A 23,839-nucleotide genomic window follows, 5' to 3' on the forward strand; every position below is an offset into this window, starting at 1 on the left:
GTAGAATAATACGCGAAAAACCCCCACTGTAAGCTTGCACAGTGGGGGTTTTTTATAATATTTTAATTACTTTCCTTCAAACCAGCAGCGGGCGTTATCAAAAAGCATATGCTGAATCTGCTGTTCCGTTACGCCTTTTCTTTTTAACTCAGGCACGACTTCTTCTAATACAAAGCTCATCGACCATTTTGGAAAACGTTCTTCAATCACGCCTTCTGGAAACCAGTCCATTGTACAGCAGTAGTCTTGTGAGAGAAACATGCGGTTTGAATAGCCTTGTTTAGCTAACTGGATGACCGTATTATTTCTGTTTTCAGTTGAACATTCTCTAGTCAAGCCGTAGCGGTCCATACCGATAAAAGTACCTTGCTTTAATATGTTTGAAATATACTCAAGGTTATCTGTATCTCCCGTATGTCCAATCAGAATTTGATTTGGATTAGCACCTTCTTCAAGTAAGATATCAAGCTGTTTTAAGCCTGTGCCGCTTGCCGGATGTGAATGGGTCATAATCGGCACGCCCGTTTTTTTATGAGCTCGTGCGACAGCGCGCATTACTTTTTCTACATCAGCCGTTACGCCAGGTGCATCCGTAGCGCATTTTAGAAAGCCTGCTTTAATCGACGTGTTTTGAATGCCGACTTCGATATCTCGAACAAACAGGTCTGTCATATAGTCAATGCTACGAGTTTGAAAGTGAGTAGGGATGTAGTTATACGTATAAATTCCTGTGGCTGCGATGATTTGAGTGTCCGTTTCGCGGGCAATTTTTTCAATAAAACGAATATCGCGCCCTTGTTCCATCACCGTTGGATCACAGATCGTGTTGACTCCGAGCTTCTTTGCACGATTTACTTGTTCGACTGCTTTTGCAACTTCTTGTTTCTCATCATATAAATGAGGAAACTGTGCGTGAACAGATTCAGAACGAACGCGCATATGTTCGTGGATTAACGTTAGCCCTAGTTCTGACGAATCGACTGGGCCTGTTACAGAATTGATAAATGTCATAGTATGATTCCTTTCATAATCTACCTGTAAATCAAACAGCGGATGATTAGGTACAGTTTTCATATAATCTGTTTTTATATATAGACTTCTGTTATAAAAAACACATATTGCATTATACAATATATATGTTGTCTTACACAACACGCGAGACTTTTACTCACTATGACAAAAAATCCTTCTTTCCAAACAGGAAGAAGGATTAGTTATATTGATGATTACCCAGCATTTACACTGTAATTATCACCATTTAATTTACGGAATTTTAAATAGCTGCCAACTCTCCAAATAACAATATATATAAAGGCTAGCGTCATCGTTAAGACCGCGAAGTCTATCGAATCTAACCCTTTAAAGTACTGACTCAAAGCCATTCTTATGAAGATAATAGCAATAATCACATATTTAAAATTTTTATTTGGCTTTGAGTAAATGAAGCCGTCTTCTCTTACTTCATAGTCTGTTTGGCTAAGCATAATAAGTCCAAACACAATACCTAATACACCAGCAATCAGCATTTCCCAGTAGGGTGGTAAGTGAAAGGGCTGGCCCGGTATGTGCATCAGTTGACTTAGACTAAGAGAAAATGCAATTAATATGAAAAAAATAGGTGCTAATATACCAAGTCCATTCTTTTTAATGGGCTTATTTTTCTTTTTCATCTTTCTCCAAATAATGAATCCAATAAGAGCGATAACAAATAGATAAATCAGTAGCATTTCCATCGTCAGTTTGCCTCCTTTTTTATTTCTACGTTCTTACAATCCACTATTTAGTATAAACAATAAAAGGATGAAGATAAAAGTGCATTCTTTCATTTTTTACACATGAGAATTCTCACTATTTTTTAGGGGTATCGTTTTATGGTTTATACGTCTCATTACTGTTTCTTTCTTTTTTACCACAATATGTTAGAATTATAGAAAACGAGAAAACGTAGTGCAAACAAATTTTGTTTACAAGCTGCCACAGTTATAGAGGTGAATGAGTTGAGGCTAGGAAATCAATTAAAAAAATTAAGAGAAGAACAAAAAATGTCAGAAGAAGAGGTTGCTGAACAGCTGAGTGTATCGGTACAGCACATACATAAATGGGAAGGTAATCAGAGCTACCCTGATATCCAACAACTTTTAAACTTAAGCGACATCTATGGAACAACTATTAATGAGTTTATTAAAAATGATGCTGCGTTACAAAACAGAATAAACATTCAGGAAGAAGAAAAAGAAGACGACGATAAGCTGCTTCACCCAGGCTTTTATATCGGAATTGGCCTCATGTTTTTTGGGAATTTTCTGAGTCTCATCATCGGCAATCTTATGATTATGATGGTGACAAACATCGCTGGAATGTTAATTATCTGTTTTTATAAAGAAATCTTAAAGCTTTTGAAAGGTGTCAAAAAAGATTTTTATGAACAGAAATAAAAAACAATGTTATGTAATAACACAAAAACGATGAGGTGTACAAGGTGAAAGAGTTAAATTTAAATTTTATGACCATCTCTTTTTTATGTTTAATCAGCTATTACTTATTTCGGGTGGGAGCATACGCTTTAGCGAGAAAATATGTAGATAAAACGTCTGAGGGAAGTGTTTTGAATTGGGCTGTAAATGTACTCGTGAGAGGCGATAAAAAAATGGGGTTCAGTGATTACGTCACATGGGCAGGTTTTTGTGCATTTTTGTACCTTGTGTAATCACAGTAAAAAAGGAGGAACGATCTTCTTATTTTAAAAGGAAGAAGCGTTGCCTCACATGGTCTTTGAGCTTGAATGATAAAAAGGTGAAAACATATAAAATCCTTAAAACGAATATAGGTTATCAATGAAACCTAAAGTAGAAAGGTAGTGTAGTGATGATCAAGTCAAAGCTTTTATGGAAAGTTATTGGCCTAGAAATCTTAGTTATCTTTTGGTTTGTGGTAAACGGTGCATACGTGAGCATGACGCATCCTACTGCACATTATCTTCAGTTTTTAGGAGTTGTCCCTTTAGCAATAGGAATAGCTTTTTATCTAACAAAAACAAAAAAATGGCAGCATTTTTTCTCCTTTCAACAAAACATGTCCTTTAGAACAAGAATCCTCTTTCTTTCTCCGCTTCTTTTGTATTTGCTTATTATCCTCATCGGGAACAAAGGTGTACACGGAAGTTCCACTGTTGATCTTGTTCTTATTTTGCTTACCCAAACTCTAGTCATAGCATTTGTAGAGGAGATGGTATTCAGAGGATTTATGCTGAATTTGCTGTTATCAAAAAGCTATAAAGTAGCGGTTCTTCTATCATCGTTCCTATTTGCCTTTACGCACAGTTTGAATATGTTAAGCGGTCAATCGGTAGCAAATACAATTTTTCAAATTTTATTTGCATTTGTTATTGGGTTGGTCTTGGCTTTACTGATCGTTAACGGTCAATCGATTGGAGTGACGATTGTATTTCACGGCTTAAATAATTTTCTCCAGTTTACAAGCCCTGTCAACGCAAATGATTCTTTATTTGTCAATTACGCGCTGCTTCTATTTTTAAGCGGATATGCCTTTTATTTATGGAATCGAAAATCTACTTTATCTGTTTCTCAACATCAGGTTAGTGGCTAATTAAAAGAGGTTGTGACAAAAGTAGTCTAGTTGAAGGTGAATCCGAACAAGGAATGGAGATTCTTGATGGAGAATCAAACTCGTTCGGATTTTTTGTTATTGGGATGAACGTAGATTTCGTTTATGTGGGTACGTGCGTCTAGCGGTTGATTGGAGGGCAAGGCGAAGACTCCTGCGGGAAAAGCGGAATAGGTGAGACCCTGCAGGAGCGTAAGCGACGAGGAGGCGTACAAAGATCATGGAGGAGTGGACAAAGCGCTATGTCTGTATCCTTATGATTATTATGAATACTGGAATAACATCATCCAAAACCCTGTTAAAATCGCGTTGTTTGGAGAAAACATCACAACCGTTGGATTAACAGAAAGAAACGCGCACGTCGGGGATATATTTGCATTTGGTGAGGCTATTATTCAAATATCTGAACCTAGAAATCCTTGTTACAAGCTTGCTGCAAAATACGAAGTGCCGGATATCGTCGTGAAAATGAGAGACACGGGCTATACAGGGTTTTTATTTCGCGTTTTGAAAGAAGGCATCGTCTCCGTGAGAGATGAGTTGATCCTGTTTGAAAAAGATCCGAACAAAGTGTCTATAGCAGCAGTTAATGATGTAAAATTCAAAGACCGGTTTAATAAAGAGAAGCTGGATAGAGTTCTGCAAGCAGACGCATTGTCAAATAGTTTAAGACAGGTCTTTTTGAAACAGTTTCGTTCTGAATAATAGTGAAGGTGGAGTTTTATATAAGTGTACATTCTATTATTACGTTTGTTCAGCATCGAAAGTGCACTCACTGCCCTTCGTTACCTCCTTCAAGTCGCTTTTTAACACACTAAAATAATTATTCCTATATTTAAAGTGTGAAGTGCGTTTCTTTTTCGCGTTTTTATTTAAATTTACTGAGGTTAATTCTAAAAAAGTAATATAAACAACGTAGGAAAAAGCATAAAATCTTAATTTAATAGGGTTTTATGCTTTTTAAAATATTCAATAAAATGATGGGTAAATCATACCTTACAATTCTGATAAAAATAATATAAATTATAATGTATATAGGGTAGTATGTTTACAGAATTTAAAGGAGTGTTTATGATGCCGTTTAGTTATGTTTCTCACTTATATTGTCCTAAATGTAAAAAAGAATATAGTCCAAAAGAAAAACATCAATTATGTGAATGTGGCTCACCGCTATTGGTAGCGTATGATTTAGAGAGATTGAAAGCTAACTTGACTCCAGAAGATGTTCAAAGCAGGGAACCAAATTTATGGAGATATCATGAGCTGCTTCCAGTAGAAGATCCTAAAAACGTCGTGTCCTTAGGTGAAGGGATGACTCCGCTTATAAAAATGCCTAAGCTAGGGAAAGAAATGGACATTCCAAACTTATATATGAAAGATGAAGGCATTATTCCAACGGGATCATTTAAAGCTAGAGGCGCCGCTGTGGGCGTGTCAAAAGCAAAAGAACTTGGCGTTGAACAGTTAGCGATGCCTACAAATGGAAATGCCGGAGCTGCTTGGTCGCTGTATTCGTCACGCGCTGACATAAAAGCAACCGTTGTGATGCCAAAAGATGCGCCTGTTATTACACGAAATGAGTGTGCTGTCGCTGGAGCTGACCTTTACTTAGTCGATGGACTCATCAGCGATGCAGGGAAGATTGTTGGTGAGGCTATTAAAGCCTGGGGTCTTTATGATGCTTCTACGCTTAAAGAGCCGTACCGAATCGAAGGTAAAAAAACAATGGGCCTAGAAATTGCTGAACAGTTTTCTTGGAATCTTCCTGATGTGATTTTATATCCAACAGGAGGAGGCGTTGGCTTAATTGGAATCTATAAAGCGTTAAATGAGTTAAAAGAGCTCGGCTGGATTAAAGGTGATCTTCCTCGTTTAGTTGCGGTACAAGCTGAAAACTGCGCACCTATTGTAAAAGCATGGAATGAACGAAAACAAGAATCTGAATTTTGGCCGGATTCTTCAACCATCGCCTTTGGTATCAACGTACCAAAAGCAATCGGGGACTTTCTTGTTTTAGAAGCCGTATACAATACAAATGGATGTGCAATTGCGGTCGATGAAGATAAGATTGTGGAAGAACAAAAAAAGGTTGCGCAGCTTGAAGGATCGTTTATTTGTCCGGAAGGTGCGGCTACATTTTTAGCTGCACGCCGTTTGCGAGAAGAAAGCTGGATTAAAGAAAACGAAACGGTTGTTGCTTTAAATACAGGGCTTGGAGTTAAATATCCAAATACGGTAGATATTGAAGTACCAATTTTAGAGCGAAATGGCAGCCTTACTAAAAAATAAAGCAAGTGAAAAAATAGATCTCCGTCTAAGTGGAGGTCTATTTTTTATGTCATCGCACACTCACGCTTATTTAATGTAAATAATTGTAATAAATGTGAATCTTTATGTTCAAAACTATATGAGTGAATGTAGGTTTAAAGTTTGTCTTAGAGGGTATCTAAGAGAAGAAAGAGGATATCTTTCAATTTGGAAAAACAGCTTGGTAAGGAGGTTGAGCGAGCATATTACAAAGCTTGAAGAATATGACAAAAGCAGCGCTGTAAACCAGTTTGCTTTTACGGTAGAAAACTTCCATGAAGCCACGAACCACGATAGGGAGAAAGGAGCTGAATTTTTATCCCCCGAACCCAGCCAACTCTTGAAATTTTGTTCTAAGGGCAGAATCATACACTGTTACAATTATTAGAACGAGCTTTATAATTTATTACTAAGTTTACATAATTTTTGTAATGAAAACCGTGTATTCATTGCAAAAATGAAGCTTGTATCTAATGGGTTGTGACAATAATTGTCAGGTGATCTGAGTGGAAATTATGATCCGTGAATTGTACGTTGAAATGAAAAATTATTTTATTTTTAATTAATTTCTTTATCAACGATTATTCTTTAGCATTTTTTCTCTAACCCCTTTAGCAGCAACCTTTTTTATATTTACCGCCAGATGAATATTTTTTGTTTTTTACTTAAAAATAAGTAGTGTTCCAAGACAGTTACGTATGAATTACAGTAAGTCAAATTTGACTTTACTACTCAGTCTTGTATAATCGTATACCGCGGAGGTGACGTGATGAAATGAAGTTTAACAAGAAAAAAATTAACGTCGTAGATATTGACAAAGCTAAAAAAAGCGTCTTTGCTACAGGAGTAGGAAACGCGATGGAATGGTTTGATTTTGGCTTGTATTCATATTTAGCCGTGATTATTAGTCAAAACTTTTTTAGTGCAGTTGAAAATGATCAGCTCAAATTAGTATTCACATTTGCCACATTTGCGATTGCCTTTTTAATGCGTCCATTGGGCGGTGTTATATTCGGTAAAATTGGAGACAAGTTAGGAAGAAAAGTCGTTTTAACCACCACCATTATTTTAATGGCCTTCTCCACATTGCTCATTGGTTTATTACCTACATATGACCAAATCGGTATATGGGCACCCATTCTTTTATTAATTGCACGAATCATTCAAGGTTTTTCAACTGGTGGTGAATATGCTGGTGCGATGGTGTATATTGCAGAGTCGTCTCCAGATAATAAGCGTAATATGCTTGGAAGTGGACTAGAAATCGGTACACTTGTTGGTTATATTCTTGCTTCACTGCTAGCTAGCTTGCTGTTTATTCTTCTGTCGGATAAACAGATGGCCTCATGGGGCTGGAGAATTCCCTTCTTATTAGGATTGCCTTTAGGACTTATTGGTTTTTATTTACGAAGAAGTTTAGGGGAAACACCTATTTTTGAAAATGAACTTTCTAACGAAGACGAAGTGGAAGAAGAAGGCTTCCTCTCTATTTTAAAAAATCACAAAAAAGACGTGTTTGTTTGTTTCGTAGCCGTGGCTTTCTTTAACATTACAAACTACATGCTATTATCTTATATGCCTTCTTATTTAAATGAAATTATTGGTTTATCAAACACAGTTGGTACGGTATTAATTACGGCAGTTATGATTTTAATGGTGCCGCTTGCCCTTATGTTTGGAAAACTGAGCGATAAAATCGGAAACAAGAAAGTTTTCTTAATCGGTTTAGGCGGATTGAGCTTACTGTCAGCCTTTTCGTTCTATTTAATCAACTTAAATGGTTTAGTCTTTGTTTCAATCGGTATTCTTATTCTAGGTATCTTCCTTGCCACGTATGAAGGAACAATGCCTGGAACGCTGCCAACGATGTTCTACACAGATATTCGCTACCGAACATTAGCGATTACGTTTAATGTTTCAGTTTCTATCTTTGGTGGAACGACGCCATTAGTTGCGACATGGTTAGTTCACGCAACGGGCAATCACTTAGCTCCAGCGTTCTATTTAACCATCGTGAGCATCATCGGATTTTTCGTAATCTTGTTCCTGTTCGCGAACACGGCAGGAAAATCACTGAAAGGTTCATACCCTACAGTTGCTTCTAAGTCTGAGTACAATGAAGCGGTTGAAAATCCAAAAGATTCATTATGGTGGCACACAGAGCAAACAGAAAAATAAAGTAAATAATAAGCAGCTGCTACATTCACTGCTGTGCAGAATATGAACACTTAAAAAAATCCTTCTCTTTGTATAGCAAAGAGAAGGATTTTTTTGCCATACAAAGACTTATCTCATTCCCTGTATTTGCTATCTGCGATTCCGTATGTTACGATTAAGTTAATTATTTTTGTTCGGTATAAGATTGAGAGAAGAGAAATCTCTTCTATAGAATTTTTTATCTTAAGATAGTATGGTTGGACAAGGGTAGTAATACAAGCGTGGAGTATTCCACACCAGGAGGCAATATTATGGAACAAGGTACAGTGAAATGGTTTAATGCAGACAAAGGCTTCGGCTTTATTGAAGTTGAAGGCGGAGACGATGTATTCGTACATTTCAGCTCTATTCAAGGTGAAGGCTTTAAATCGTTAGAAGAAGGTCAAAAAGTAACGTTTGACATTGAACAAGGTCAACGCGGAGCACAAGCTGCTAACGTTCATAAAGTAGCATAATTAATCCAACGTAAAAAGACTCCACATAGGGGTCTTTTTGCTTTGGATTCTAATAATTAAAAAAGAAATCTTCATTGGACTAGCCGTTGGAAAAGGTTGCTGACTATCAGAATGCTGATAACGTCTCAAATATAAGCTGCACATTATATTTCCCGATAAATAAAGTTAAAAATTTAATTGTTTTTGATATAAGAGAGGATGAAGGATATGACTATAAGCTTATTTGCTAATGGAGAAACAGTAAGTATAAAAGCATCTAATGAAATAGTGATCATTGTAAAAAGTCAGTATGTGAAAAATATGAAAAGATATTCTTATACAGTTGATAAATATCCAAGTACATTTTTCTTTGAAGAAGAGTTAATGAAACACGAATCATAATTATTTATGAAGAAATATTGATTTATAGTTTGGATTACGCCAATACTATGCTATACTGAGTTTACCATTTGTATTACCGATTACTATTTTTGTATTAATAAGCCCTATTCCTCAGTGGATAGGGTTTTATTATTACATTTTCAAAGTAATGAAAAAGACAGACTCCATGGAGTCTGTCTTTTTCTATTTATGATGGATTACGCTTTTTGAACGTTAGTAGCTTGAGGGCCGCGTTGACCTTGTTCTACTTCAAATGTAACTTCTTGACCTTCGTCTAAAGATTTGAAGCCTTCGCTTTGGATTGCTGAGAAATGTACAAATACATCGTCTCCGTTTTCGCGTTCGATGAATCCAAAACCTTTTTCTGCGTTAAACCATTTTACTTTACCTTGTTCCATAATTGTTGCCTCCTAGTGTGACACGCACACATTGTGTTACTATCCTTGCTCAAATCTATAGACGAAAGTTATGTAACTTATCAATCTTTGCCGAACAAAAATAATTCTTCTTAAACTTAACAGAAATGATGACGTATTGCAAGGATAGAGTCTGTACAGCTAGAAGTTCTCCTTTGTCTATTTTTCACTATGTGAGCTAAAAACCGATACGTAAGCCTCCTCAGTTCAAATAAAGAGAATGTTTGTGGTACACTTAAATAGTAAAAAACATTTAAAAGCGAGGAATTATATGAACACAACTAAAAAACACCACAGGCCTAAGCGCCTAAAAATTGCTTTCCGAGCACTAATGGTCATTATCGGAGGGATTATTGCAGCTTACGGCTTAGAAACTGTCTTAATTCCAAACCACGTTTCAGATGGAGGAGTAACAGGCATTAGTATCGTTGCTTCAAACCTATTTGGCTTACCACTAGGAGTTCTCATTGCCGTTATTAACATTCCTTTTGTATGGTTAGGGTATCAACAAATCGGGAAAAGTTTTGCTATATTTTCCATCCTCGGAATCGTCTCACTAGCTGTCGGGACAAGCCTCATGCATCATACTCCAGCGATTATTGAAGGAGATACACTACTCGTAACCGTTGTCGGCGGTATTATCCTTGGTTTTGGAATGGGAATTGCACTGCGTAATGGCGGCGCGCTAGATGGCATCGATATGCTAGCTGTACTGCTTTCTCGAAAACTGCCGTTTGGAACAAGTGATCTTATTTTGTTCTTAAATGCGTTTGTCTTTATTTTTGTTTCATTAGTATTTGGTCTGCAAGGCGCGATTCTTTCTGCAATTGCATACTTTATTGCATCCAAAGTTATTCACATCGTAGAAGTAGGTCTAAGCGGATCGAAAACCTTCCAAATTATCACTTCTCAGCCTGCGTTAATGGTAGAGACAATACGTGATCGTTTAGGTCGAAGCGCTACATATAAAGAAGCTTACGGCGGATACTCCCATGAGAAATTCAAGGAAATCACATGTGTAATCAACCGCTTGGAAGAAAGCAAAATGAAAGAAATTATTAATGAAATTGACCCGACGGCTTTTGTTACGGTATATGACGTAGCCGAAGTTAAAGGCGGTAATTTCCGAAAGAATAATATTCACTAACATCATCAATACATTGTAAGAACACTCTACCACATCCTTTTTTACTTAGGCGTGTAGAGATAAGAAAAAGCAGCGTGATGTTTTACATCCGCTGCTTTTTTATATCGTAAAATCCACATGCTGAGCGGAGGGTTTTAAAATCGGATATGCTGAAAAAGTGAGACGGTCAGAGTTAAAGTAGATAGGGTACCTGCATACATTCACGTAATGATTTTTCCTTTGTGTTTCTTCTTTGGAAACTTGACAACAGCGTTCCATATTATAATAGAAGCAATTGTTACTCGGAAAAGCCACATACAACTTCTTCCGTCGTCAAACAGCAGACTCAGATAGCCTACGTGTACCATATGTATTTGTATTCACTTTCCTCTCGTGCTGTATTTAACAAAGCCAACAGAAAAAATCTCTGAACGTAGAAGAACAGAGATTCAACAGAATGATGATTCTTATATCATACAAAGGATGACTTTTCCTGTCTCAGAAAGGTCATCTTTATCGTACCACCACCAAGGACTTGGCGCTGTGCGTTTTCTCACAGCGAGGGAAGAAAAACTCTGCTATTGTATAGAGGTCGGAGTAAACTTTCTTAATTATGTACGCTTCTTTCATATGTATCGAACCTGCTGACTAAGATCAGCAGGTTTTTTTTGTTACCAGCTAGCTATCATCTTCAAGGGGGCAAGACCGCTTAATCTTTATAGACAAATAGACTTTATACCATTTTACCCATACGTAAAATAGGTTAAAATAAAGGGGTGAGGCGTGGAGAAAAAAGAGAAGAGTTAAATAAAAGGTATTTAACATCATAATCACAAGCTTGATGAGTGATTGTACTAAATGGTGAACGTTGAAAGGGGATACATAGTTTTGAACACAAAATATCTAGATTTACTTGCACAAAAGTATGATACGGAAGAAAAAGTGGTAACCGAAATTATTAACCTTGAAGCTATTCTTCATCTGCCAAAGGGGACTGAACATTTTGTCAGTGATTTACACGGCGAGTATCAAGCTTTTCAGCACGTGCTGCGAAATGGTTCAGGGAATGTAAAAGAGAAAATCAAAGATCTTTTTAAAAATGTATTATCTGACCAAGAAATCAATGAATTTGCGACATTAGTGTATTATCCTGAAGAAAAATTGCCGTTGATTAAAGCGCAGTTTCGAAACAAAAAAGAACTGTATGAATGGTATAAAGAAATCATTGACCGTATGCTTAATCTCATCTCGTACGCTTCTTCTAAATACACGCGCTCTAAACTGCGTAAAGCATTGCCTGAGCAATTTGTGTACATCATTGAAGAATTGCTGTACAAAACGGATGAATTTACAAATAAAGAACAGTACTATACAAAGATTGTTCAGCAGATTATTTCTTTAGGGCAAGCCGATAAACTTATTATAGGGCTTGCTTATACGACGCAAAGATTGGTTGTGGACCATCTGCACGTAGTAGGGGATATTTATGATCGTGGACCTGAACCGGATAAAATTATGGATACGCTGATTAACTATCACTCCGTTGATATTCAGTGGGGAAACCACGATGTGCTATGGCTAGGCGCTTTTGCGGGCTCGAAAGTGTGCCTTGCCAATATTATTCGGATCTGCGCGAGATACGACAATCTAGATATTATTGAAGACGTATATGGCATTAACCTAAGACCGCTGCTTAACTTGGCGGAGAAATATTATGATGATAATCCTGCTTTTAGACCAAAAGTAAGCTCGAGTGACAAACTATCCGATCACGAGCGACTACAAATTACGAAAATTCATCAGGCCATTGCGATGATTCAGTTCAAGCTTGAAAGTCCGATTATAAAAAGACGTCCTTTCTTTAATATGTCAGAAAGGCTGTTGCTTGAAAAAATTGATTATGATAAAAATGAAATTACGATATACGGAAACACGTATCCGCTAGAAAACAGCTGCTTTGCAACGGTTAACCCCGAGCAGCCTGATCAGCTATTAGAAGAAGAAGAGCAGGTAATGGAAAGAATGCTGCTTTCCGTGCAGCATTCGGAAAAGCTGGCGAGACATATGAAGTTTCTGATGAAAAAAGGCAGCCTTTATTTGAAATACAACGGAAACTTATTAATACACGGCTGCATTCCTTTAGATGAAGAAGGAAACATGGAAAAAATGACGATAGAAGATAAAACGTATGCAGGCCGTAACTTGCTTGATGTGTTTGAACATTATTTACAGGAGGCTTTTGCGCACCCTGAAGAAACGGATGATTTGGCAACAGATATGGTCTGGTACCTATGGACAGGAGAATATTCATCACTCTTTGGGAAACGCGCCATGACGACGTTTGAACGATATTTTATCAGTGATAAAGCAACGCATAAAGAGAAGAAAAATCCATACTACTATTTACGGGAAAATGAGGAAGTCTGCCAAAACATTCTCGCAGAATTTAATCTGAATCCTGATCACGGTCATATTATTAATGGTCATACGCCTGTCAAAGAAATCGAAGGAGAAAACCCGGTCAAAGCAAATGGAAAGATGATTGTTATTGACGGCGGTTTTTCAAAAGCGTATCAATCCACGACAGGTATCGCTGGATATACATTATTATATAATTCTTACGGCATGCAGCTAGTTGCTCACAAACACTTTAATTCAAAAGAAGAGATTTTATTAGAAGGAACGGACGTTTTATCCGTAAAGCGATTGGTTGATAAAGAACTAGAAAGAAAAATGGTTTTAGAAACAAATGTCGGAGAAGAATTGTTAAAAGAAATTTCGATTTTAAAAGATTTAAGAAAATATCGCTATAGTTAAAAATACGAAAAGAGCAGGATGCCTAAAGGCTCCTGCTCTTTTTTACACGGTCATTTCCCAGTTCGACATTTCCAGCCAGTGCTCTTGTTCACGATAATCAGGCATAATTTTCCCGACAAGACGCCAAAAGGAACGATCATGATTCATGTGAACCATGTGGCACATTTCATGAACGACTACGTAATCAATGACGTGCTGCGGTGCCATTGCCAGCCGCCAGTTGAAGGTTAGCTGACGCTTAGAATCACACGTGCCCCACGCTTTTTTGCTATCGGAAATCGAAATGGATCGCGGCTTTGTTTTAAAATGTTTTTGATAGGAGGAGATACTTTTGGTTACGAGCGCTTTACATTGTTGATAGTAAAAACGTTTGAGCGCTTGTTTTATCGCTTCATCGTCGTGCTGATTGACATAAATCTGAAGCGTGTTCGCTTCAAACACTACATAATCCTTTGGAATGGTCGAATCGTGATGAATCTGTATCGGATAGTTTTTTCCTACATATAAAAAGCTTTCTCCGTGTTCATAGACTTTTTTCTTGGGTCCATGCGTTCTATCTTTCATTTCATTTATTTTTTGCTGAATTAATGCCCAGTTGTTCTCTAATAACATACGTACTTGTTCAGTAGAGGTTCCTTTAGGAGCAAGGACTTCGACCGTTCCGTATCCGTCTACTTTAATTGCAAAAGAACTTCGGTTTTTATATCGTATTTCATAATGGATACTCTGATTTGAAAAAGTGTGTATCATGTTATCCTCTATATTGTACGGTTAAGCCTCTTAGGAATTTTCGAGCAAAATTCTCTTTGCACGGTTTGTAATTTTTATGGCCTTTTTTTCGTAATAAAGCACCTAATTCTGCTTTAGATACACGTATTCCACCGTCGTCAAATACTTCTAACATCTCTTCGCTTGTTAGGGATAAAGCGATCTTCACTTTCTTTAATAAGACATTATACATATTTTGATTGCTCTGAACCGGCGCTGGAGGTGCTTGTCCTGGTTTAGGATCTTGTTTTCCTCTTTTAAAGGTAATAAAACCGTTTAAAAAAGAATCTAACATACTGTTCGTGCACGGTATATGATCGTCCGCATGAACTGCATCCTCGTCTTCTGCATCCGGTGTTCTCGTAAGGATTTTTAATACGTCTTCTTTGGTTACATCTTCTCCGCCAAGATTAAAGATCTCTACCATTTCTGTATTTTTTAAATCCAAGGCATATCGTAATCTAATTAAAATATCGTTATTATCCATTCTTGCTCCTCCTATAACTTGCTTGCTGTATGTAAAAATTATGACTGCCACAATCTGAACGGACTTGGTCAATATCAGTACAATTATAGTAACAGGTTCCGCTGGAATTCTAAGTTATTCCATTCATTTCTACAAACATATAACTTCTCATATTTATCAGCCTTCGTCAACTCTTGAAAAAGAACGATTTGCTCATATTATGTCCGAACAGACACTTTGCCATAACAAAAATTAGGAGGTGCAGTCTGCTAAAGGAAGGAGAGGCAGCTTTATTTTTTTAAGAACGGATAGGACAATTTTTGAAGTTAGCGGATCTCTGTGTGCTGCTAGAATGATATACCCTACTAAATAAATAGTTTTACATATTTATTTAGTATCCAAATAGGAGTATGATAGTAGTAAAAAAAGAAAGAGGTCAACAGATGAATTCAACATACTCACCAAGAGAATCAACCAAAATCAAAGCTTTATCCATGCATGCGCTTTTTATCGCACTGACGTTTGTAGCGACAATGTTTATCAACATCAAGCTTCCAATCATGGGTAACGGAGGCCTCATCCATTTAGGCAACGTTCCTCTTTTTATAGCGGCCTTTATTTACGGTAAAAAAACAGGAGCCATCGCCGGCGCTTTTGGAATGGGGTTATTCGATCTGATCTCGGGCTGGACAGCATGGGCACCGTTTACGTTTATTATTGTAGGGGCTATGGGCTTTTTAGCAGGTCTTATCTCTGAAAAAGCACCTGGTAAAAGAGCACTTGTCAACACACTGGCAGTTGTTGCTGCGCTGATTGTGAAAATCGTGGGCTACTATTTTGCCGAAGTGATTCTTTACGGTAACTGGATCCTTCCGCTTGGCTCTATACCAGGCAATGTGATGCAAGTTGTTATCGCCGGTATCATTGTCGTTCCGCTTGTAGGGCGCTTAAAGAACAGAGCGGTACAAATTTAATCCGTCAATCGTAAGTCGTTTTACCATTATCCTATCCTTAAGTGATATACTTGATAGATATTCATCAAGTGAAAGGAGCGGAAAACACCATGAAATATCTAAAATCACAGATGAAGCAGCTCATTAAAGACAATCAGGAACTGCAAGGTAAGCTGAATGGACTGATGAAAGAGCACAGCCTTGAAAAAAACTTTGCTCTTAAAGCTCTCTACCATGCAGAAGTGGCTGAAGGCGGGAAATATCAGCTTGCTTATCAAGCATTAGACGCACCGAAAAAGTAATGGCCTTGTTGCTCATTCGTATATTTCTTCATAATAAAAAGGCAGCCGAATCGCGTATTTGGCTGCTTTTTTTAGCAAATAGAATGACGCACAATCATCTTGGTGTTTGTACAACTTCTTTTGAACTGCTTAACTCTAGATAAATAGGGTATGTAAAAATTAAAGATAGCTATCGTTCTAATCATATAAGAAAAGAGGAAAATAGCGATGACCGTATCTGCTTTAGAACAAGCAAAAGTAGAATTACCGAATGGAGAAACAGTAAATTACCGAATGAAAAAAGGCGGAAAAGAGGTGCTTTTGTTAATTCACGGAAACATGAATTCTTCCCTTAACTGGGATGTGTTAATGAACGAACTGCCAGAACATATCACAGCTTATGCCATCGACCTAAGAGGGTTTGGAGACTCCACTTATCATACACCTATCCACACAATCAAAGACTTATCAGATGATGTCAAACTGTTTGCAGATGCTTTAAAGTTGTCTGCTTTTACAATAAGCGGGTGGTCATTAGGAGGAGCAGTTGCTATGCAATATGTGATTGATCATCCGAATGATGCCAAAAATTTAATCCTATTAAGCTCCGTCAACATCAAAGGCTATCCCATTCCAAGAAGAACGTTTCTAGAACTGCCTATTCCTAACAATTTTATACAAACCAAAGAAGAAGTAAAAGAAGCATTTAGAATGGTAGAAAACGCGAAAGAAACAAAAAACACATGGTTTTTAAAAATGATGCTGCGTCAATTTTTATATACAAAAAATAAGCCGTCTGCTGATCAATTTGAAAAGTATTTAGAAGGAACGATCAAGCAGCGCAACTTAATTGATATCAATTACGCACTCATGAGATTTAACATTTCAAACGATTTTAACGGGGTTGTTCAAGGAACAGGAGAGGTGGAAAGAATCACGATTCCTACTATGGTTATTCAAGGAGATGAAGATAAGATGGTTTCAACAAGAGATGCATCTGACATCGCAAAAGGCATAGGGGAAAATGCAACGTTAAAAATCATGAAAGGTGTAGGCCACTGCCCGTTGTTAGATGATTTAAGCAGTTTAATGGACTTATACAACGCTAAGTTAAGCAGGGCTTAGGAAAATTGCCATTCTCCTTAGTAACAGAAGTTTTATTATTGCTAGATGCAGCATGTTCTAAATTAACATTAAGAAAAGAAAGCTGTTTTTTGAGGAAGCTGACAATTAGTAAAGAAAATAAGCAAAAAAACGTAAGGTCTTTTGAAGGTGCTTACGTTTTTTATTGATGCCACTTATCATATTGAATGCTGCTTTTCAAAATAAAGAAACAGATTGGTAATCCATTTTGATAGCACTATCACCCCGAGATAAAATACAAATAAATAACCGTAAGTAGCCCATTCATGCAGCTGGAAAAAGCCGATCCCTGTTAATAATGGTTTGAAAATAAAAGCAAAAAATAAACAAAGAGCCGTTGCATATAAATAATAATTTTTATGATGGTTGATCGTCCATTGATAGAGAAGCATAAAAGCAACGGGAATAAGCGAAGCATCTAGGCTAAAGCTTACGGGTATGATTGTGTTGATTTGGTAAGGATACGTCCACAGCCCGTTATAAACTCCAGCGGTGTCACTATAGTGAAACCAAACGTGCACGTTAAATCCATAAAACCCTAAGTGAAAGGCTTTTTTTCGATCAATAAAAAAATAGAGAATGACTAAAGGTAAAATAAAAGCGCCCAAGGTCACCCAAAACTGCCAAGAGCCTGGAGTGGAGTAGTGATGCCAATATTCAGCCCACGTTTTGGAGAGATCTTCCTGTATACTATGTATTTTTTCAAGATATTCCTTTTGATTGGTTGTCAACGTGATCCATCCTTTTTAAGTAAGAAAAGTTTTTTATTTTTAAACTGCCCTTTTCTTAAGGTTTGGATACCTTTCCCTGTTGAGTTGTTTGTATTTTTCTGCACGTAAAACGATGTATGTATTCGGTTTTATCTGCATGCTTACGTCGATTTTGCTGCTCGGAGAGGCCGTTTATCAGCTAATTATCTAAAAAGCAGTTAAAGTAACTGCTTTTTTCCATTTTTATGAAACTTTTAGCGCGTTTTTTACGTATAAAAGGTATCAATAAAATAGTAGCAACAAGGAGTGATTTTTTGTCTGAAGAAAAGAAAAAGACAGATTATCTAGGGGTAGGATTAGGTTTAGGTGTTGCAATGGGGGCTTCTCTTGGAATGTTGATGGATAATATCGGGTTTGGTATTGCGATTGGGACATCATTAGGCGTTGTTTTTGGAACGACGATGAATCAAAGAAACAAAAAAGAATAAAGTTCAGAAGAAAGGAGTGCAGAATGAAATATTTTGACGAAGCAAAAGAACTATGGTTAAACTATGTTCCGAGAAATGGGCAGTCGGATATCGTAGAAGGCGAGGTCATCCGAGCCATTGAAAAGCTTCGCTGTGAAGCTCAAGGCAACGGAAATGCCAATTGGGACGGCGGATTTGAGATGCTAGTGCTATATATACTAGACGTATTAAATGACCCGGACGTATTCAGCGCAGCTATGTTAGCCGAAATAAAAGCCGATGTTCACATCTTGTTCACTTCGGCAGAAGATCCATACTTAGAAGACGACGTATACGATCGTTTAACCGACCGCGTCATTGAGTGGCATATAGCCAAAGGCGGACCTATCAAACGAGAAAGAAATCCTCAATTGTATAGATAAACGTGAGAAATGAGCTGTTTTAAACAAGCTCTTCTTTTTTGAGTTCCGGGAGCTTTATTTAGCCAACAGCTATCTAATTGCATCATGTGCTAAATAAATACATGTAAAAAATCGGCGGTTTACATCGCACCAGTGTAGCATAAACTTCTTAAAAAATCGATTCATAAATGGTTAAATGTTTGCTGACCTCCATAAAAAGTTCATAACTGACGCTGTTGCAAACGCGTATAGTATTATATCTTTTACTAAATAAGAGATAAAGGAGAAGCGCCGATGTATATTCCAAAGTATTTTAAAGTGAATGATGAACAAATCATGTATGATTTTATTGAAGATAATGGATTCGCCACTTTGTTTTCGTATCATAACGAAAAGCCTTATGCTACTCATTTGCCCCTGATGTTAAACCGGAAAGAAAAAGCTTTATACGGACATTTTGCTCGTCCGAATCAGCAGTGGAAAGATGCTGAAAATCAAGATATTTTGATTGTGTTTCAAGGGCCTCACTGCTATATTTCACCGTCTTGGTATGAAACGAATCAAGCTGTACCAACATGGAATTATGAAGCTGTTCACGTGTATGGAACGATGAAAATGATTGAAGAACCAGCAGAACTGCTTGGGCTGCTGAGGAAGATGGTGGAGAAATATGAAAGTCCGAGCAGTACATATACACTAAATGACGTTGATCCTGCTTATATGAATGGTTTAAGTAAAGGAATCGTTGGATTTAAAATCGATATCACTAAAATGGAAGGCAAACAAAAGATAAGTCAAAATCATTCAGCAGAGAGACAGCAGCTAGTTATAGAAAAATTAGAGCAGACGTCGCGTGAAAATGAAAAGAAAATTGCAGCCCTGATGAAACAAAATGTGCAGCGCGCGCTTAAAAAGTAAGGGCTAGTTAAAAGAATGATCTATTCGGTAGCTTAAATCCAAAAAGAAACTGAATATGTTTTTAGTTTCTTTTTTTATGTCCACAGTACTTTTCTTGTTATTGACAAACAGGCTGTATATCCTTTAAAATTATCTTTAATTAAAGATAATTAAATTAAAGATAATTTTAAAGGAAGTTAAAAAATTTATATATTATGAAAAGAGGCGGATCAGATGGAATTGTTAGGGTTGCATCATGTATCTATTCTGACGGGGAAAGCTGAGAAAAACTATCAGTTTTTCACTAAAGTTTTAGGCATGCGATTAGTAAAAAAAACGGTGAATCAAGATAACACTCAGTCTTACCACTTATTTTATGCAGATGGAGAAGGGACCCCAGGAACGGAAGTAACGTTTTTTGATATTCCAGGGCTTGCAAGAACACATGAAGGTGCATCTGACATTTCGACTGTGTCGCTTCGCGTTAAAAGTACGGATTCTCTACACTTTTGGAAAGAACGCTTCGAGCAGCACGGAGTGGAATATGAAGAAATAGCTAAACGAGCTAATCGTGATACATTAGCATTTAAAGATTACGAAGGTACACGTTTGCTTCTTGTCGCGGACAACGGTGAAAAAGGGGTAAGAGCAGGCGTGCCGTGGAAGCGCGAAGACATTCCGTTAGAACATGCGATCATCGGCTTAGGACCGGTCACGCTAACGGTGGGCACGGCAGAACCAACAGTCGGTGTACTAACAAACATTATGGGATTTCGCTATGTAGGTTCTTATCCATCTTTTGCAGAAAATCAAAAGGATATTTTGGTTTATGCAACGGGTGAAGGCGGAAGCGGAGCCGAAGTTCATATTGAAACGAGACCCGATTTGCCGAAAGTTCGCTTAGGGCGCGGTGGCGTTCATCACGTTGCCTTCCGTGTGCCAAATGAAGAAGAATACAATAAGTGGGCAACTCGATTAAATGAAAACAGTCTGCCGAATTCCGGTAAAGTAGAACGATACTATTTTAAAGCACTTTACTTCAGAGAACCAAACGGCATTTTATTTGAGTTATCAACGGACACACCTGGATTTGCGACCGATGAACCGCTTGAAACAATGGGTCAAACATTAGCGCTGCCGCCATTTTTAGAGCCGAAGCGCAAAGAAATTGAAGAGAAGCTGAGACCTCTAGATTTGGACGAAACGCTATAAGGTTTGCAGCGATTAAGACATGAAAAAACTCCAGTATTTATACTGGAGTTTTTTAGGTTAACAATCATCGTGATGGAAACCGAAACCACATGCACCAATAATAATGAGTAAAATAAACAGTACGATGATAATGGCAAAACCATTACCTCTGTGGCAAGGAACGCTATATCCACATTCCATATATCCATAGTCCGGCATTGTATATCCGCAGTGTGGAATCATATGGTCATAAGCAGGAGCAGCATAGCCGTGGTGAGCCATAGCAGGTGAGAACGGCATATTTTCATTAGAACTAAAAGGTGCGTTTACGTTATTATGCATTTTAATATCTTCCCTTCATTTATAAAACTTTTATAAAGCTTTGATAACTTATTCATATGTTCGAAGGTCCTCATATGAAGCTTATTCACAGCCCAATTATGGTTGATTAACTATATTTTATGGTGAATGGAAATGTTGAACTTAGTTTTACAATGCTTGTGGCCTTATAAGTTATGTCAGAAGGGAAGGGGGTTACCTGTTCTAAATTTTATACCGCTGTTTCTAGAACGGGTTATGAGGAACGTTTTGATTTTCTTAATTCTATATCGTATACGTACCCAAGCTTTCGATGGTTGATAACATCTTCAGGGGTTGTATTCCAAGGATACATCGGATCTCTAAAGTTTTGACCAAACGGCCCGTTTTTCATCGGCAGATAGTTTTGATTGCGGTGAACAATTTGCCATACAGCCCAAATACGATCCACATTTGCGTGGTGTAAAAAGAAGACAGGATCATTCGGAGCAGTAGGGACAACGCCCATCTGTCCGCCAACCCAACGGTGTACACGATTGTGAAGCTGCGGCCCGTTAATAAATCCTTCAAGCTGATTACGAAAGCTGTTTTGGCTGGTCATATCCCAAGGCGGCGTATCATATTGAGTTATTTTTAAAGCTTTGAGAACATCATCTCGAGTAGGGAGTGTAGGTGCCTCTTTCGTTGCGCCCAAATTACGTTTTAACCCTCCGGAAGGATTTCCTTGTTCATCGATCGTCGTCCAGCGCCCAGCTGCAAATGGCCCGGTATCGACGATAAAATCCTTTTTGGGATTTCCGTTTCCGCCCATAAAATCTGCGTTCCAAATTGCTGATTGTGATGGATCCTGCAGCTGTGCATCCGTTTCCCATTCCCAATAAGGAAGGGTTACTTCTGGATTGATCGACTGGAGGTCACGTTCGAATCGCAAAAGGTATTCACGATGCCACGGCAAAAAAGCAGAACTCATATGTGCTGCATTTCGATCGCTGCCCGGAGGAGTATGAAATTTACCTGCTGCACCATGCCAGGCTACATAGCGGTCATATATTCCTTTTTCCTTTAGTATTAGCACGGCACGAATAAAATCTCTTTTTTCGGTGTCTGTAAGATGTAATACGTTTTTTCTGACTTTATATTTGTTACTCATTTTTAAACCTCTTTCTTAAAAAAGAAGCAAAGGACTGTTTCTTTTTTATATTTAGAATATGTCCAAGAGGTAAAAGTGCTACTGTCATATCTCCAAAATTTAACAGTCTAAAGTTGGGTTTTTTACATATCAAATAGACTTTAAATCAATTATTAACTTTCTAGAGCTGTAGATAATGAGAAGAGGTATAATGAAAAAAAGCAGGCGTGGGCCTGCTTTTTCATTGTATATATTAGGGTTAATGACCTATTGGATACATGGTCGTTACACTGTAGTCGTAGTCTTTGCCTCTGTAGTCGGTATACACAACTCTAACTTCTTGGTTTAAAGAACTAATATATTTTTCTTTAACGTAATTGCCAGATTTATTATTGGTGCCGTCTTCACCTTCGTTAATGACTTTTTCGGCAATAGACATGGCTTGTTTTTCATTTAAATACTTGCTGAATTGGCTTTTACCATGGTAATTGTCCGCTCCTGGTTTTTGCATATGCGCGACAATGTGGCAATATCCGTATTTATCATTTCCTTCTTGTAAGACAAGCTCTTTGCCGGTAAATAACCTGTCGCTTTGAGTCTCTGCAGAGCATTCGTTGCTTGATGTAGTGTCCGATGTACTCCCCGATGTACTGCTGGATGTGCTGCTTGAATTTTCATGCTGCTGAATGAGGGAAATAGGCGAATTGTTGGTAAATACAGCGATGAGAGCAATCACAAGTGCTACAATGGTGTATAGTATTTTGCTGTTTTTAAAAAAATCCATTCCTTTATGCGTCTCCTTTTTGAATCAACGTTAAAATCAAATCAACTTTCTTTTCTAGCTGATCGATTAAGTTTTGTTTTACTTGTTCTGATTGTAATAAAGCGCTTCTTAGTTCGTCCATATCTTTTTGCATATACGCACGGTTTTCTTTTTCTTGCTGCAGCTCTTTTTGAAGAGCGTGTATCGTGGACAGCAATTCTTTATCTTGGCTCATTTCTGCGTTCACCGCCTCTGTATTGATAAAAAGCAACGTATGCCCACTATATAAAATACCACTATCTCTGCTGTAAATCGACTATTTGGATAGGAAATGAACCCTCCCGGGTGAGGTTTTAGCAGGATATTGCTAGTTGAGAGGAGAATAGTATGGTTTACCGTAGATAGATAAGCTGCGCAGAAAAGAGGGAAGAAAATGTTTCCGGAATTAGAGACAAAACGGCTGATATTAAGAAAAATTGTAGAAAATGATGCGGGTGAGATTTTAGAATGCTTTTCTGATGAAGACGTGCTGCGCTATTACGGGCAAAAATCTTTAGAATCGATTGACCAAGTGAAAGGGATCATTGAGAATTTTTCCAAAGGCTACGAAGAAAAGCAGTTGATTAAATGGGGGATTCAGCTAAAAGGAAACGAAAAGCTGATTGGCACAATAGGGTTTCAAGAGTGGTCTTCAGAGCATAAAAAAGCAAATATAAGCTATGCTCTTTTTCCAGAGCACTGGAACAAAGGATACGCAACGGAAGCCGTTCATGAAGCGATTTCTTATGGCTTCCACGAACTTCAATACAATCGCATAGGAGCGATTGTATTTACGCAAAATAGCGGATCTATCGCTTTGTTAAGCAAAGTAGGATTTAAAAAAGAAGGGACGTTAAGAGAGTACCTATATCAAAACAATATCCCGTTTGATACATATGTTTATTCGCTGCTGCGCGGGGAAGCAAAGATATAATTGTAAGCACAAAAAAAGGAACATGGGGAGATGTTC

29 protein-coding genes are annotated in these 23,839 nt (G+C 37.6%); 19 read left to right on the plus strand and 10 right to left on the minus strand.

The window, feature by feature from the left end:
- Window positions 1–66: 66 nt before the first annotated feature.
- Together ACRPLY_RS11035 and ACRPLY_RS11040 are read right to left on the minus strand one after the other, a co-directional pair.
- Entirely contained in the window at window positions 67–1,011 is a 945-nt protein-coding gene (locus tag ACRPLY_RS11035; protein ID WP_325078074.1) for a phosphotriesterase family protein, read from the minus strand.
- Between the two features lie 215 nt (window positions 1,012–1,226).
- Window positions 1,227–1,733 (minus strand): CcdC protein domain-containing protein, encoded by a 507-nt coding sequence (locus ACRPLY_RS11040; RefSeq protein WP_176551712.1) that lies wholly within the window; start codon window positions 1,731–1,733, stop codon window positions 1,227–1,229.
- Between the two features lie 255 nt (window positions 1,734–1,988).
- Between ACRPLY_RS11040 and ACRPLY_RS11045 the strand changes: the two genes are divergently transcribed.
- The 9 genes from ACRPLY_RS11045 (at window position 1,989) to ACRPLY_RS11085 (ending at window position 8,984) form a co-directional block, all read left to right on the plus strand.
- Window positions 1,989–2,435, plus strand: a complete 447-nt coding sequence (locus tag ACRPLY_RS11045; protein ID WP_224980337.1) for a helix-turn-helix domain-containing protein — start codon at window positions 1,989–1,991, stop codon at window positions 2,433–2,435.
- A gap of 44 nt (window positions 2,436–2,479) precedes the next feature.
- A complete protein-coding gene (locus ACRPLY_RS11050; RefSeq protein ID WP_325078073.1) occupies window positions 2,480–2,707 on the plus strand; it encodes a hypothetical protein in 228 nt (75 codons plus the stop codon).
- Window positions 2,708–2,865: 158 nt separating this feature from the next.
- A complete protein-coding gene (locus ACRPLY_RS11055; protein ID WP_325078072.1) occupies window positions 2,866–3,606 on the plus strand; it encodes a CPBP family intramembrane glutamic endopeptidase in 741 nt (246 codons plus the stop codon).
- A 146-nt stretch (window positions 3,607–3,752) separates the two neighbouring features.
- Window positions 3,753–3,884 (plus strand): hypothetical protein, encoded by a 132-nt coding sequence (locus ACRPLY_RS11060; RefSeq protein WP_325078071.1) that lies wholly within the window; start codon window positions 3,753–3,755, stop codon window positions 3,882–3,884.
- Complete coding sequence (locus ACRPLY_RS11065) at window positions 3,853–4,329, plus strand: MOSC domain-containing protein (RefSeq protein WP_325078070.1); 477 nt, start codon at window positions 3,853–3,855, stop codon at window positions 4,327–4,329. Before ACRPLY_RS11060 ends, ACRPLY_RS11065 begins: the two co-directional genes overlap by 32 nt.
- 369 nt (window positions 4,330–4,698) lie before the next feature.
- The gene (locus ACRPLY_RS11070; protein WP_325078069.1) at window positions 4,699–5,913 is read left to right on the plus strand and encodes a threonine synthase; all 1,215 of its coding nucleotides are present in this window, start codon (window positions 4,699–4,701) and stop codon (window positions 5,911–5,913) included.
- Between the two features lie 792 nt (window positions 5,914–6,705).
- Window positions 6,706–8,109 carry an MFS transporter gene (locus ACRPLY_RS11075; RefSeq protein WP_165636421.1) on the plus strand — a complete coding sequence of 468 codons (1,404 nt, stop codon included), beginning with the start codon at window positions 6,706–6,708 and terminating at the stop codon, window positions 8,107–8,109.
- Between the two features lie 290 nt (window positions 8,110–8,399).
- Window positions 8,400–8,603 (plus strand): cold-shock protein, encoded by a 204-nt coding sequence (locus tag ACRPLY_RS11080; RefSeq protein ID WP_014459099.1) that lies wholly within the window; start codon window positions 8,400–8,402, stop codon window positions 8,601–8,603.
- A 207-nt stretch (window positions 8,604–8,810) separates the two neighbouring features.
- On the plus strand, window positions 8,811–8,984 hold the full coding sequence (locus ACRPLY_RS11085) for a hypothetical protein (RefSeq protein ID WP_165636422.1): 174 nt from the start codon (window positions 8,811–8,813) through the stop codon (window positions 8,982–8,984).
- A 197-nt stretch (window positions 8,985–9,181) separates the two neighbouring features.
- On the opposite strand, the gene ACRPLY_RS11090 is transcribed toward ACRPLY_RS11085, so the two are convergent.
- Complete coding sequence (locus ACRPLY_RS11090) at window positions 9,182–9,382, minus strand: cold-shock protein (protein ID WP_029714163.1); 201 nt, start codon at window positions 9,380–9,382, stop codon at window positions 9,182–9,184.
- A gap of 289 nt (window positions 9,383–9,671) precedes the next feature.
- Here ACRPLY_RS11090 and ACRPLY_RS11095 point away from each other — a divergent pair, with 289 nt between their 5' ends.
- Window positions 9,672–10,547, plus strand: a complete 876-nt coding sequence (locus ACRPLY_RS11095) for a YitT family protein (protein WP_013058095.1) — start codon at window positions 9,672–9,674, stop codon at window positions 10,545–10,547.
- An 867-nt stretch (window positions 10,548–11,414) separates the two neighbouring features.
- Window positions 11,415–13,343 carry a fructose-1,6-bisphosphatase gene (gene fbp / locus ACRPLY_RS11100; protein WP_325077608.1) on the plus strand — a complete coding sequence of 643 codons (1,929 nt, stop codon included), beginning with the start codon at window positions 11,415–11,417 and terminating at the stop codon, window positions 13,341–13,343.
- Window positions 13,344–13,385: 42 nt separating this feature from the next.
- Here the strand turns inward: fbp and ACRPLY_RS11105 are convergent, their stop codons facing one another.
- Together ACRPLY_RS11105 and ACRPLY_RS11110 are read right to left on the minus strand one after the other, a co-directional pair.
- Window positions 13,386–14,093, minus strand: a complete 708-nt coding sequence (locus ACRPLY_RS11105; protein WP_432231857.1) for a M48 family metallopeptidase — start codon at window positions 14,091–14,093, stop codon at window positions 13,386–13,388.
- A 1-nt stretch (window position 14,094) separates the two neighbouring features.
- Window positions 14,095–14,598: a DUF1456 family protein gene (locus ACRPLY_RS11110; RefSeq protein WP_325077611.1), complete on the minus strand. Its 504-nt coding sequence runs from the start codon at window positions 14,596–14,598 to the stop codon at window positions 14,095–14,097.
- A 422-nt stretch (window positions 14,599–15,020) separates the two neighbouring features.
- Between ACRPLY_RS11110 and ACRPLY_RS11115 the strand changes: the two genes are divergently transcribed.
- The 3 genes from ACRPLY_RS11115 (at window position 15,021) to phaZ (ending at window position 16,936) form a co-directional block, all read left to right on the plus strand.
- Window positions 15,021–15,551: an ECF transporter S component gene (locus ACRPLY_RS11115; RefSeq protein WP_028414615.1), complete on the plus strand. Its 531-nt coding sequence runs from the start codon at window positions 15,021–15,023 to the stop codon at window positions 15,549–15,551.
- An 89-nt stretch (window positions 15,552–15,640) separates the two neighbouring features.
- Window positions 15,641–15,832: a hypothetical protein gene (locus ACRPLY_RS11120; protein ID WP_013058089.1), complete on the plus strand. Its 192-nt coding sequence runs from the start codon at window positions 15,641–15,643 to the stop codon at window positions 15,830–15,832.
- Window positions 15,833–16,039: 207 nt separating this feature from the next.
- On the plus strand, window positions 16,040–16,936 hold the full coding sequence (gene phaZ / locus ACRPLY_RS11125; RefSeq protein WP_325077612.1) for an intracellular short-chain-length polyhydroxyalkanoate depolymerase: 897 nt from the start codon (window positions 16,040–16,042) through the stop codon (window positions 16,934–16,936).
- Between the two features lie 176 nt (window positions 16,937–17,112).
- Here phaZ and ACRPLY_RS11130 read toward each other — a convergent pair whose 3' ends face one another.
- The gene (locus ACRPLY_RS11130) at window positions 17,113–17,685 is read right to left on the minus strand and encodes a CBO0543 family protein (RefSeq protein WP_028414613.1); all 573 of its coding nucleotides are present in this window, start codon (window positions 17,683–17,685) and stop codon (window positions 17,113–17,115) included.
- A gap of 293 nt (window positions 17,686–17,978) precedes the next feature.
- Between ACRPLY_RS11130 and ACRPLY_RS11135 the strand changes: the two genes are divergently transcribed.
- From ACRPLY_RS11135 to ACRPLY_RS11150, 4 genes are all read left to right on the plus strand, one after another.
- On the plus strand, window positions 17,979–18,152 hold the full coding sequence (locus ACRPLY_RS11135; RefSeq protein ID WP_167387325.1) for a hypothetical protein: 174 nt from the start codon (window positions 17,979–17,981) through the stop codon (window positions 18,150–18,152).
- Window positions 18,153–18,175: 23 nt separating this feature from the next.
- Window positions 18,176–18,553 (plus strand): hypothetical protein, encoded by a 378-nt coding sequence (locus ACRPLY_RS11140; RefSeq protein ID WP_098999213.1) that lies wholly within the window; start codon window positions 18,176–18,178, stop codon window positions 18,551–18,553.
- Between the two features lie 273 nt (window positions 18,554–18,826).
- Complete coding sequence (locus tag ACRPLY_RS11145) at window positions 18,827–19,450, plus strand: FMN-binding negative transcriptional regulator (RefSeq protein ID WP_099331172.1); 624 nt, start codon at window positions 18,827–18,829, stop codon at window positions 19,448–19,450.
- Between the two features lie 213 nt (window positions 19,451–19,663).
- Window positions 19,664–20,641 carry a ring-cleaving dioxygenase gene (locus ACRPLY_RS11150; RefSeq protein WP_028414610.1) on the plus strand — a complete coding sequence of 326 codons (978 nt, stop codon included), beginning with the start codon at window positions 19,664–19,666 and terminating at the stop codon, window positions 20,639–20,641.
- A gap of 57 nt (window positions 20,642–20,698) precedes the next feature.
- On the opposite strand, the gene ACRPLY_RS11155 is transcribed toward ACRPLY_RS11150, so the two are convergent.
- The 4 genes from ACRPLY_RS11155 to ACRPLY_RS11170 form a co-directional block, all read right to left on the minus strand.
- Window positions 20,699–20,902 carry a YjcZ family sporulation protein gene (locus ACRPLY_RS11155; RefSeq protein ID WP_375164330.1) on the minus strand — a complete coding sequence of 68 codons (204 nt, stop codon included), beginning with the start codon at window positions 20,900–20,902 and terminating at the stop codon, window positions 20,699–20,701.
- A 292-nt stretch (window positions 20,903–21,194) separates the two neighbouring features.
- Window positions 21,195–22,088: a tyrosinase family protein gene (locus ACRPLY_RS11160; protein WP_028414608.1), complete on the minus strand. Its 894-nt coding sequence runs from the start codon at window positions 22,086–22,088 to the stop codon at window positions 21,195–21,197.
- A gap of 238 nt (window positions 22,089–22,326) precedes the next feature.
- Window positions 22,327–22,851 carry a hypothetical protein gene (locus tag ACRPLY_RS11165; RefSeq protein ID WP_325077616.1) on the minus strand — a complete coding sequence of 175 codons (525 nt, stop codon included), beginning with the start codon at window positions 22,849–22,851 and terminating at the stop codon, window positions 22,327–22,329.
- A gap of 4 nt (window positions 22,852–22,855) precedes the next feature.
- Window positions 22,856–23,065, minus strand: coding sequence for a hypothetical protein (locus ACRPLY_RS11170; protein WP_028414606.1), 210 nt, complete (start codon window positions 23,063–23,065; stop codon window positions 22,856–22,858).
- Between the two features lie 198 nt (window positions 23,066–23,263).
- Between ACRPLY_RS11170 and ACRPLY_RS11175 the strand changes: the two genes are divergently transcribed.
- Window positions 23,264–23,803: a GNAT family N-acetyltransferase gene (locus ACRPLY_RS11175; RefSeq protein WP_028414605.1), complete on the plus strand. Its 540-nt coding sequence runs from the start codon at window positions 23,264–23,266 to the stop codon at window positions 23,801–23,803.
- Window positions 23,804–23,839 lie beyond the last annotated feature (36 nt).

Source organism: Priestia sp. TGN 0903 (assembly GCF_050846855.1).
GTDB classification, from domain to species: Bacteria; Bacillota; Bacilli; order Bacillales; family Bacillaceae_H; genus Priestia; species Priestia zanthoxyli.

Excerpts from the sequence above, each read along its gene's own strand:
- ACRPLY_RS11095 (WP_013058095.1), top strand. The coding sequence starts at position 9,672 with ATGAACACAACTAAAAAACACCACAGGCCTAAGCGCCTAAAAATTGCT.
- ACRPLY_RS11035 (WP_325078074.1), bottom strand. The coding sequence starts at position 1,011 with ATGACATTTATCAATTCTGTAACAGGCCCAGTCGATTCGTCAGAACTA.
- ACRPLY_RS11120 (WP_013058089.1), top strand. The coding sequence starts at position 15,641 with ATGAAATATCTAAAATCACAGATGAAGCAGCTCATTAAAGACAATCAG.
- ACRPLY_RS11175 (WP_028414605.1), top strand. The coding sequence starts at position 23,264 with ATGTTTCCGGAATTAGAGACAAAACGGCTGATATTAAGAAAAATTGTA.
- ACRPLY_RS11105 (WP_432231857.1), bottom strand. The coding sequence starts at position 14,093 with ATGATACACACTTTTTCAAATCAGAGTATCCATTATGAAATACGATAT.
- ACRPLY_RS11085 (WP_165636422.1), top strand. The coding sequence starts at position 8,811 with ATGACTATAAGCTTATTTGCTAATGGAGAAACAGTAAGTATAAAAGCA.
- ACRPLY_RS11080 (WP_014459099.1), top strand. The coding sequence starts at position 8,400 with ATGGAACAAGGTACAGTGAAATGGTTTAATGCAGACAAAGGCTTCGGC.
- ACRPLY_RS11145 (WP_099331172.1), top strand. The coding sequence starts at position 18,827 with ATGTATATTCCAAAGTATTTTAAAGTGAATGATGAACAAATCATGTAT.
- ACRPLY_RS11115 (WP_028414615.1), top strand. The coding sequence starts at position 15,021 with ATGAATTCAACATACTCACCAAGAGAATCAACCAAAATCAAAGCTTTA.
- ACRPLY_RS11055 (WP_325078072.1), top strand. The coding sequence starts at position 2,866 with ATGATCAAGTCAAAGCTTTTATGGAAAGTTATTGGCCTAGAAATCTTA.
- ACRPLY_RS11040 (WP_176551712.1), bottom strand. The coding sequence starts at position 1,733 with ATGGAAATGCTACTGATTTATCTATTTGTTATCGCTCTTATTGGATTC.
- ACRPLY_RS11070 (WP_325078069.1), top strand. The coding sequence starts at position 4,699 with ATGCCGTTTAGTTATGTTTCTCACTTATATTGTCCTAAATGTAAAAAA.
- ACRPLY_RS11110 (WP_325077611.1), bottom strand. The coding sequence starts at position 14,598 with ATGGATAATAACGATATTTTAATTAGATTACGATATGCCTTGGATTTA.
- ACRPLY_RS11155 (WP_375164330.1), bottom strand. The coding sequence starts at position 20,902 with ATGGCTCACCACGGCTATGCTGCTCCTGCTTATGACCATATGATTCCA.
- ACRPLY_RS11165 (WP_325077616.1), bottom strand. The coding sequence starts at position 22,851 with ATGGATTTTTTTAAAAACAGCAAAATACTATACACCATTGTAGCACTT.
- ACRPLY_RS11150 (WP_028414610.1), top strand. The coding sequence starts at position 19,664 with ATGGAATTGTTAGGGTTGCATCATGTATCTATTCTGACGGGGAAAGCT.
- ACRPLY_RS11170 (WP_028414606.1), bottom strand. The coding sequence starts at position 23,065 with ATGAGCCAAGATAAAGAATTGCTGTCCACGATACACGCTCTTCAAAAA.
- ACRPLY_RS11075 (WP_165636421.1), top strand. The coding sequence starts at position 6,706 with ATGAAGTTTAACAAGAAAAAAATTAACGTCGTAGATATTGACAAAGCT.
- ACRPLY_RS11140 (WP_098999213.1), top strand. The coding sequence starts at position 18,176 with ATGAAATATTTTGACGAAGCAAAAGAACTATGGTTAAACTATGTTCCG.
- phaZ (WP_325077612.1), top strand. The coding sequence starts at position 16,040 with ATGACCGTATCTGCTTTAGAACAAGCAAAAGTAGAATTACCGAATGGA.
- ACRPLY_RS11160 (WP_028414608.1), bottom strand. The coding sequence starts at position 22,088 with ATGAGTAACAAATATAAAGTCAGAAAAAACGTATTACATCTTACAGAC.
- ACRPLY_RS11090 (WP_029714163.1), bottom strand. The coding sequence starts at position 9,382 with ATGGAACAAGGTAAAGTAAAATGGTTTAACGCAGAAAAAGGTTTTGGA.